The organism is Myxococcus llanfairpwllgwyngyllgogerychwyrndrobwllllantysiliogogogochensis (assembly GCF_006636215.1).
Classification (GTDB): domain Bacteria; phylum Myxococcota; class Myxococcia; order Myxococcales; family Myxococcaceae; genus Myxococcus; species Myxococcus llanfairpwllgwyngyllgogerychwyrndrobwllllantysiliogogogochensis.
In genome coordinates, this window is record NZ_VIFM01000371.1 from 1 (window position 1) to 9,182 (window position 9,182).

A 9,182-nucleotide genomic window follows, 5' to 3' on the forward strand; every position below is an offset into this window, starting at 1 on the left:
CCTCGCCCCTGTCGCCCCGTCCCCGCATCGCGGTGGTGGGTGCCGGCCCCGCGGGCCTCACCGCTGCCTATGTCCTGGCGAAGGCCGGTGCCCAGGTCGAGGTCCACGAGGGCAGCCGCGTCGTCGGCGGACTGTCGCGCACCCTGGACTTGTGGAACCAGCGGGTGGACCTGGGGCCGCACCGCTTCCACACGCAGGATGCGCGCATCGACTCGCTCTGGAAGAGCGTGGTGGGAGAGGACTGGGCCACCGTCGAGTCCCATCCCGGTGTCTTCCGGAATGATGGGAAGGTGCTGCGCTACCCGCTCCAGGTGGTGGATGTGGTGCGCAAGGTGGGCCTCACCGAATCCATCCGGTGCGTGCTCGACTACGGGCGCCAGCAACTGCGCCCGCTTCCGGAGGTTCGAACGTTCGAGGACTGGCTGGTGCAGCACTTTGGCCACCGCGTCTACGAGCAGTTCTTCCGAGACTTCAACGAGAAGTTCTTCGGACGGCCCTGCTCCGCGGTGGACGCCAGCGTGTCCGGCGCCGCGGCCAAGGACGCCTCGCTGGTCGACACCGTGCTCGCCGCCTTGCGCACGGGCGCGAGCAACGCCCGGGCACGCGCCGTCAAGCAGGTCACCGAGCAGTTCCCCTACCCCCAGCGCGGCACCGGAGAGGTGTACGAGCGCATGGCCCAGTTCGTCCGAGACCACGGCGGCGAAGTGCTCCTGGAGAGCCGGGTGGAGGCGCTGGAGGTCGAGGGCCGCCGCGTGACGGGGCTGAAGTCCTCCCACGGCTCGCGGGCCTACGACTACATCATCTCCAGCGCCCCGCTGGTGCCGCTCGTGGCACAGCTTCCAGGCCAGCCCCCCGAGGTGCAACGGGCGCTCACCGAGGCGCGCGACGTGCTCACCTTCCGAAGCGCGCTCCTGGTGTACCTGGAGGTCCACGAGACGGGGCTGTTCCCCGAGTCGTGGCTGGAGATGCACACGCGCGCGGTCAGGACCTGCCGCGTCACCAACTTCCGCAACTGGGTCCCCGGACTCTACGGCGCGGAGCGCTCCACCATCCTCTGCGCGGAGTACTGGTGCTCCCAGGACGAGGCCCTCTGGAGCGAGTCCGATGAAGCCATGGCGGCGCTCGCCAGGAAGGAGCTGGAGTCCGTGGGCCTGCTGGGACCGGCCCCGGTCGGGCGATTCCACGTGGTGCGCCTGCCGCGCTGCTATCCGGTGTACCAGCCCGGCTTCCAACGCGTCCTCCAGCCCCTCCAGGAGCACCTCGACAACTTCGAGCGCCTGAGTTCCATCGGCCGCGGCGGCCGCTTCTCCTACAACAGCCAGGACGCCAACTGGCGCATGGGCCTGGAGGCCGCGGACGGCGCCAGGGCGGCGCTCGGCTTCTAGGTCCGGGCCCGCGAAGGGAGCGTCACTCTCCGCTTCGCACCGGCGCGGGGTCCTCCAGTTCGTCCGTGAGGCCGTGCTTCGCCAGCCGGTAGCGGAACGAGCGGAAGGACAGGCCGAGCAGGTCCGCCGCGCGCGTCTTCACCCCACCCGCCTGCTTCAGCGCCGCCAGCAGGTAGCGCCGCTCGCTGTCGTCCAGGTGGCGCTCCAGGTTGAAGCCGCCGCTCAACTGGGGCTCGCCGCCCTCGCCCGGACGCGCCACCGGCTCCGCCTCGCCGCGCACCGCGGGCGGCAGCGTGGACGGCCCCAGCAGGTCCGAGTCCGACAGCGTGGCCGCGCGCTCCACCATGTTCTGAAGCTGCCGCACGTTGCCGGGGAACGCGTAGCGCTCGAGCAACGCCAGCGTCTCTGGCGCGAAGCGCAGGCCCGGCCGCCCCAGCTCCTCCGCCATCCTCGACAGGAAGTGGCCCGCCAGGAGCGAGATGTCGCCCGCGCGCTCGCGCAGGGGTGGCAGCTCCAGCGTAATCACATTGAGTCGGTAGAAGAGGTCCTCGCGAAAGCGCCCCGCCTTCACTTCCGTCTCCAGCCGCCGGTTCGTCGCCGCGATGACTCGCGCCTGGAAGGGCACCTCCGCCGCGCTCCCCACCGGCTTCACCTTCCGCTCCTGGAGCACCCGCAGGAGCTTCACCTGCGTGGCCAGCGGCATCTCGCCGACTTCGTCCAGCATCACCGTGCCCTCACCCGCGGACACCAGCAGGCCCGCGCGCTCGTGCAACGCCCCCGTGAAGGCCCCCTTCACGTGGCCAAACAGCTCGCTCTCCAGCGTGCCCTCGTTGAGCGCCGCGCAGTTGAAGGGCAGGAAGGGCTGCGCCGCCCGATTGCCGCGCATGTGGATGCCACGCGCCACCAGCTCCTTGCCCGTGCCGCTCTCCCCCGTCACCAGCACCGTGCTGCGCCCCGGCGCCACCTTCTCCACCAGGGACCACACCGCCTGCATCCGCGCGCTCTGTCCCACCGCCACGCCCAGCCCGGGCAACAGCCGCGCGCGCAGCGTGATGTTCTCCTGCCGCAACGTGCGCTTCTCCAGCGCCTTCTGCACCAGCAGCCGCAGCTCCTCGTTGTCGAAGGGCTTGCAGATGTAGTCGTACGCCCCCTCGCGCATCGCCTCCACGGCGGCGGACGGCGTCCCGTAGGCCGTAATCAGCACGACTTCCGGAGGCTCCTTGCGCGCCCGCGCCGTGCGCAGCACGTCCAGGCCGCTGCCCGTCCCCAGCTTCATGTCGGAGATGACCAGGTCCACCCCGTCGCGCGCGAGCACCTCGCACGCGGGCTTCACCCCGGGCACGCTCGTCACCGCGTAACCCTCGCGGTGCAGCAACAGCTCCAGGTACTCCCGCATGGACAGCTCGTCGTCCACGACGAGAATGTGGCCTCTCACTCCGCTCTCTGCTGCATGCGCGGTCGTCACAGCGGCAACCCCACGACGAACTCCGTTCCCTCGGCCGGGTCCGAGCGCACGCGGATGGAGCCGCCATGCGCGCGGACGATGGAGTGCGCGGTGGACAACCCCAGTCCCGTGCCTCCGTCCCGCGTGGTGAAGAAAGGCTCGAACAGATGGCCCATCATCTCCTCGGTGATGCTTCCCGCCGAGTCCCACACCCGAATCTGCGCTTCCTTCTCGCTTCTCGCCAGCCCCACCCGCACCTCGCCCCTGGGTCCCGCCGCCTGGAACCCGTTGCGCACCAGGTTGATGAGCACCTGACGCAGCTGGTCCGGATCCACCGCGGCCGTCAGCCGCTCCTGCGCGGACACCTCCACCCGCACGTCCCGCGCCAGGGGGTCCGCCCGCAACATGTCCACCGTCTCCGCCAGGAGCGCGTCCAGCGACACCTCGCGACGCATGGGCTCCGGAGGACGCGCGAAGCGCAGGAAGTCCTCCACCAGCCGCCCGAGCCGATCCGACTCGCGCACCAGGATGTTGGTGAGCTTCTGCACCACCACGTCCCGCGAGCACTCCTGCGCCAGCAGCTGCGCGGAGCCCCGCATCGCCGCCAGCGGGTTGCGCAGCTCGTGCGCCAGCTGCGCGGAGAGCGCCCCCAGGCTCGCGAGCCGGTCCGAGCGCTCCAGGTCCTCCTCCATCCGCCGCAGCTCCGTCAAATCCTGGAAGACGATGAGCAGCGCCCCCGGCTCGCCCTCCAGCGGCGTCACCGACAGCCCGAGGATGATGCGACGACGCCCCCCGTCCGTGCCCACCACCAGCTCGCCGCGCGACGAGCGCGGCGCGAGCCCCGACACACCCGGGAGCAGCGATTCCAGCGGCTGACCGGTGCTGACCATGTCCTCCAGCTGAAGGATGCCGTGCGCGGCGGCGTTGACGTATGTGACGCGCTTCTGGGCATCGCAGGTGATGAGCCCCGACGGCATGGAGGAGAGAATCTGCTGCTGGAGCCCTCCCAACCTGCGCAGGTCCGCCTCTCGCGCGGACAGCGCGCCGCCCGTCGCGGAGAGCTGCCGGGACAGGTAGCCGGCCAACACGGCGATGAGCGCCAGCGCAAGCAGATTGCTGCCCAGCACGAAGAAACCCCGGCTGGACAAGAGCGGCCCCAGCGGCGCGACGTCCGACAGCCGCAGCACCCCCACCAGCCCGGCGAAGGACAGCGCCGCCGCCGCCGCCACCCAGAGGGCCCCTCGCCAGTCCAGCACCACTGCGGCGCCGATGACGGCCAGGCTGTAGAGGAACGTCAGCGGGGAGTCGGAACCACCACTCAGGTACACGAGGCCCGTGGCGATGACGACGTCGCCCAGCACCTGCACCCACGCGTCCAGCCGTCCGGCCTTCTCCCGCCGCAGCCGGATGCCCACCACCACCGTGGAGACATACGCGGCGACGATGACGGAGAGCGAGAGCGAGTCCGCCCGGCTCGGCTCCTCAAGGGGCTGGAGCAGCAGGCGACCCACGGTGATGACGAGCGACAGGCTCGCCGCCACCGTGCGGAACAACACCAGCCAGACCAGGCGCGCGCGGAGCCTCTCGGACTCGTCCGCGCGCGCCCTGGCGACTGCGGAGCTACTTGATGGCACCGGCAATGGAGAAGATGGGCAGGTACATGGCGATGAGGAAGCCACCGACCACGCCGCCGAGGAACACCATCAACAGGGGCTCGATCATGGCCGTCAGCGCGCTGACGGCGGTGTCCACTTCGTCGTCGTAGAAGTCGGCGATCTTGTTGAGCATGGTGTCCATGGCGCCCGTCGCTTCACCGACGCCAATCATCTGCACCACCATGGATGGGAACACCTTCGTCTCGAGCAGCGGACCGGCGATGTTCTTGCCTTCGGAGATCTTCCCGCGAACGTAGTAGATGGCCTCTTCCACCGTGCGGTTACCGGCCGTCTTCGCCGTCACGTCGAGCGCGTCGAGGATGGGCACGCCCGAGGAGATCATCGTGCCCAGCGTGCGCGTGAAACGCGCCACCGCCACCTTGCGGAGCACGGGGCCGAACAGCGGCAACTTCAGGAAGACCTTGTCCCAGAACTTGCGGCCCCTGGGCTGCCTGTAGCTCCAGGTGAAGGAGACGACCAGCGCGGTGATGATGCTGATCACATGCAGCCAGTACGCCTCCGCCCAGGCGGACAGGTCCACCACGAACTGGGTGGGAGCGGGCAGCGCCGAGCCGAAGTCCGCGAACATAGCAGCGAACACTGGCGTCACCTTGAGCAGCAGCAGCGCCGTCACGCCAATGGCCACGAGGATGACGATGGCCGGGTAGGTCATCGCGCCCTTGACCTTGCGCTTGAGCTTCTCCGCCTTCTCGCGGTAGGCCGCCAGACGGTTGAGGATGGTGTCGAGGATACCGCCGACCTCACCGGCCGCGCAGAGCTGGATGTAGAGCTCGTCGAAGACCTTGGGGTGCTCCTTGAGCGCATCCGCGAAGGTGCTGCCCTGCTCCACCTTCGCCTTGATGGCCAGCACCACCTTCTTGAAGGCGGGGTTGTCCATCTGGTTGGCGAGGATGTCCAAGCACTGCACCAGGGGGAGACCCGCGTCGATCATCGTCGCGAACTGGCGCGTGAAGACGAGGATGTCCTTGCCCGTGACGCCGCCGAAGCCCGGGATGGAGATTTCCCCGTCCAGCGCGCTCTTCTTGCGCACCTTGACGGGATTGAGGCCCAGGGACTTGAGCCGGGCGTTGACGGCCTCGCTGTCCGAGGCCTCCATCTCGCCCTTCTTCGTCTCCCCGCTCTTGGTCTTCGCCTCCCAGAGGAACTGGGACGTGTTCTTCTTGGAAGTTGGTGACTTCTGGACTGCAGTTGCTGCCATGAGCTTGGCCTCCGCGGACGCCGCGCGAGTCTAACCGCTGAATCTCGAAACCAGGAACTAACGACCCGTCGCTCCTCCGGCTGGTCGCTGGGTACCCGGTAGCCCGCCACCCCCAGTGGAAAGGATGTTGCGCAGTTCGTCCGGGTCGCTGGAGCGACCGAAGGCCTCGTCCTGGGTGATGAGCCGGCGCAGGAGCAGCGCCGCCAGGGCCTGATTGAAGGTCTGCATGCCGTACTTGGCCTGCCCCACCTGCATGGAGGAGTAGATCTGGTGGACCTTGTCCTCGCGGATGAGGTTCCGGATGGCGGGGTTGGGAATCATGACCTCCAGGGCGAGGATGCGGCCCGGAGCGCCCGCCTTGGCCACCAGCGCCTGGCTCATCACGCCCTCCAGCACGAAGGACATCTGGGCGCGCACCTGCGGCTGCTGGTACGGCGGGAACACGTCCAGCACGCGGTTGATGGTCTGCACCGCGCTGTTGGTGTGCAGCGTCGCGTAGCAGATGTGGCCCGTCTCGGCGATGGTGAGCGCGGCCTCGATGGTTTCCAGGTCGCGCAACTCGCCCACCAGCACGATGTCCGGATCCTGACGCAGGATGTACTTGAGGGCCGTCTTGAAGTTCCGCGTGTCCGCACCCACCTCGCGCTGATTGACGAGGCAGTTCTTGTGCGGGTGCAGGTACTCGATGGGGTCCTCGATGGTCATGATGTGCTCATGACGCTCGGTGTTGATCTTGTCGATCATCGAGGCCAGCGTGGTGGACTTGCCCGACCCCGTGGGTCCCGTCACCAGGATGAGGCCGCGCGGCTTCTTCACCAGCTCCGCCACGACGGGCGGCAGGCCCAGCTCCTGGAAGGTCAGGATCTTGAAGGGAATGGTGCGGAACGCCCCGGCCACCGCGCCACGCTGCATGAAGATGTTGGCGCGGAAGCGCGACAGCCCCTTCACGCCGAAGGACAGGTCCAGCTCGTTGTCCTCCTCGAACTTGTGCTTCTGGGCGTCGGTGAGGATGGAGTAGCAGAGCTGCTTGGTCTCCACGGGCGTCAGCGGCGCCGTCTTCAAGGGGACGAGCTCGCCGTCCACGCGCAATTGCGGCGGCGAGCCGGTGGTGACGTGGAGGTCGGAAGCGCCCTTCTCGACCATCGCCTTGAGGAGCTGGTGCAGGTTGGCCACGGTGGGGATGTCCTTCGGTGAGGCTGGGGGAGGGGGTGACTAGAAACGGTCCGGGGCGGTGTTGCCGACCACTTCTTCCAGAGTGGTGAAGCCGTCCATCACCTTCTTGAGGCCACTCATGCGAAGGCTGCTCATGCCCAGACGGATGGCCTCCTGCTTGAGCTCCGCGGCGGACCCACCGTTGATGACCAGCTCCTTGAGGCCGTCCCAGAAGGGCATGACCTCGTAGATGGCCACGCGACCCCGGTAGCCGCGGTCATTGCAGTCGCGGCAGCCGACCTTCTCGTACACGGTGAAGGTGCCCATCTTGTCCGGGGGGATGCCGGCGTCGATGAGGGCCTGCTCGTCCACCTTGTCCGCCGGCTTCTTGCAGGCGGGGCACAGGCGGCGCGCCAGACGCTGGGCGAGGATGAGGTTGAGCGAGGCCGTCACGAGGAACGGCTCGATGCCCATGTTGAGCAGACGGCTCACCGTGCCAGGGGCGTCGTTGGTGTGCAGCGTGGAGAGCACCAAGTGGCCGGTGAGGGCGGCCTTCACGCCGATTTCCGCCGTCTCGAAGTCGCGGATCTCACCAATCATGATGATGTCCGGGTCCTGGCGGAGGAACGAGCGCAGGCCCGCGGCGAAGTTCAGGCCGATGTCTTCATGCATCTGCACCTGGTTGATGCCGGCGAAGTTGAATTCGACCGGGTCCTCGGCGGTGCAGATGTTGGTGCCGACGTCGTTGAGGCTGGAGAGCGCCGAGTACAGCGTCGTCGTCTTGCCGGAACCGGTGGGGCCCGTCACCAGCACCATGCCGTAGGGACGGTCGATGGCTTCCTTGAACCAGGCCAGGGGCTCCGCGTCGAAGCCCAGCTTCGTCATGTCCAGCTGCAGGTTGCTCTTGTCGAGCAGACGCATCACGACCTTCTCGCCGAAGAGCGTGGGACACACGCTCACGCGGAAGTCCATCTCCTTGCCGCCGCCAATCTTGATCTTGATGCGGCCGTCCTGCGGCAGGCGTCGCTCGGAGATGTCCAGCGAGGCCATGATCTTCAAACGCGACGTAATCGCGTTGCGCAGCTTCATCGGCGGGCGCATGACCTCGTACATCACGCCGTCGATCCGGAAGCGGACGCGGAAGTCGCGCTCATACGGCTCGATGTGGATATCGGACGCGCGCTTCTTGATGGCGTCCATGAGGATGAGGTTCACCAGCTTGACGACGGGCGCGTCATCCGCGGCCTTCGCCATCTCGTCGATGTTCTCCGTCTCCTCCTTCGCCAGCTCGACTTCGTCGTCGACGTCGCCGACGATCTCCTCCATCGAGGGGCCCTTCTCCGCGTAGTAGCGCTCAATGGCCTCGCGGATGGAGACCTCCGAGGCCACCACCGTCTCGATGTTGTAGCCGGTGAGGAACTTCAGGTCGTCCACCGCGAAGATGTTGGACGGGTCGCACATGGCGACGATCAGCGAGGGACCGGCGCGATTGACGGGAATCACCAGGTGCTTCTCGGCCACTTCCTTCGGCACGAGCTTGATGATGTCCGGGTCGATGTCGAAGTCCTTCAGGTTGATGGCCGGCACGCCGTACTGCTTGGAGAGGAAGTCGGTGAGCTTCGATTCCTCGATGGCGCCCGTCTTGATGAGCGCGGTGCCGATGCGCGTGCCGCTCTTCTGCTGTTCTTCCTGGGCCTTGCGCAGCTGCTGGACGGAGATGAGATTCTCGCGGACCAGCAGTTCACCCAATCGACCGGACATTCGTGAAGCCTCTTCCTTGTGGCACAGAAGGATGAGACGGGCGGGGGCCCGCCTCGCTCTTGGGAGACAGGGGCGTTGCCTCGGGGCCCCACAGCACCTTTGGCACGGTTCCTGACAGCGAATTAGAGGGGAGCCGCGCACATCCGTCAAGGCGCCCTCTGGGGGGCCCGGACTCGCCAACCCGTTGAACAATCACGGGAAAAGTGCGTGCGTCACTCCCCGGCCCGCGCAATCACCGTGCGAGCGGCCTCCACGTCGCGCTTGATCTGCCCGGTCAGCTCCGCCACGGAGCCGAACCGCTGCTCGGGGCGAAGGCGCTCCAGGAACTGCACGCGCAGCTCCCGCCCGTAGATATCCCCCGCGAAATCCAGCAGGTGCGCCTCGATGGTGACCTCGGTGCCGCCGAAGGTGGGCTTGATGCCGATATTGGCCGCGCCCCCATGCCAGGTGCCCACGCCCTCCCCCGTGAGGAAGCGCACGCGGATGGCATAGACGCCCGGCGCGGGCCGCAGCTCGTTCTGGGTGTCCACGTTGGCGGTGGGAAAGCCGATGGTCCTCCCCCGCCC

The 9,182-nt window shown here is 67.8% G+C and carries 7 protein-coding genes; 1 reads left to right on the plus strand and 6 read right to left on the minus strand.

Translation table 11 applies throughout. The annotated features are described in order from the left end of the window. Positions 1-1,385, plus strand: a 1,385-nt coding sequence (locus FJV41_RS45580; protein WP_141648907.1) for an FAD-dependent oxidoreductase, incomplete at its 5' end; no start/stop codon positions are given. Positions 1,386-1,407: 22 nt separating this feature from the next. Here FJV41_RS45580 and FJV41_RS45585 read toward each other — a convergent pair. The 6 genes from FJV41_RS45585 to FJV41_RS45610 all read right to left on the minus strand — a co-directional run. Further along, positions 1,408-2,820, minus strand: a complete 1,413-nt coding sequence (locus FJV41_RS45585) for a sigma-54-dependent transcriptional regulator (protein ID WP_281291621.1) — start codon at positions 2,818-2,820, stop codon at positions 1,408-1,410. Between the two features lie 26 nt (positions 2,821-2,846). Then, on the minus strand, positions 2,847-4,388 hold the full coding sequence (locus FJV41_RS45590; RefSeq protein WP_141648912.1) for a two-component system sensor histidine kinase NtrB: 1,542 nt from the start codon (positions 4,386-4,388) through the stop codon (positions 2,847-2,849). Between the two features lie 61 nt (positions 4,389-4,449). Continuing rightward, positions 4,450-5,703: a type IV pilus assembly protein PilC gene (gene pilC, locus FJV41_RS45595; RefSeq protein ID WP_141648909.1), complete on the minus strand. Its 1,254-nt coding sequence runs from the start codon at positions 5,701-5,703 to the stop codon at positions 4,450-4,452. A gap of 57 nt (positions 5,704-5,760) precedes the next feature. Beyond that, positions 5,761-6,876, minus strand: a complete 1,116-nt coding sequence (locus tag FJV41_RS45600) for a type IV pilus twitching motility protein PilT (RefSeq protein WP_141648910.1) — start codon at positions 6,874-6,876, stop codon at positions 5,761-5,763. Positions 6,877-6,915: 39 nt separating this feature from the next. After that, entirely contained in the window at positions 6,916-8,616 is a 1,701-nt protein-coding gene (pilB, locus tag FJV41_RS45605; RefSeq protein ID WP_141648911.1) for a type IV-A pilus assembly ATPase PilB, read from the minus strand. A 212-nt stretch (positions 8,617-8,828) separates the two neighbouring features. Continuing rightward, positions 8,829-9,182, minus strand: a 354-nt coding sequence (locus FJV41_RS45610) for a riboflavin kinase (protein WP_181791401.1), incomplete at its 5' end; no start/stop codon positions are given.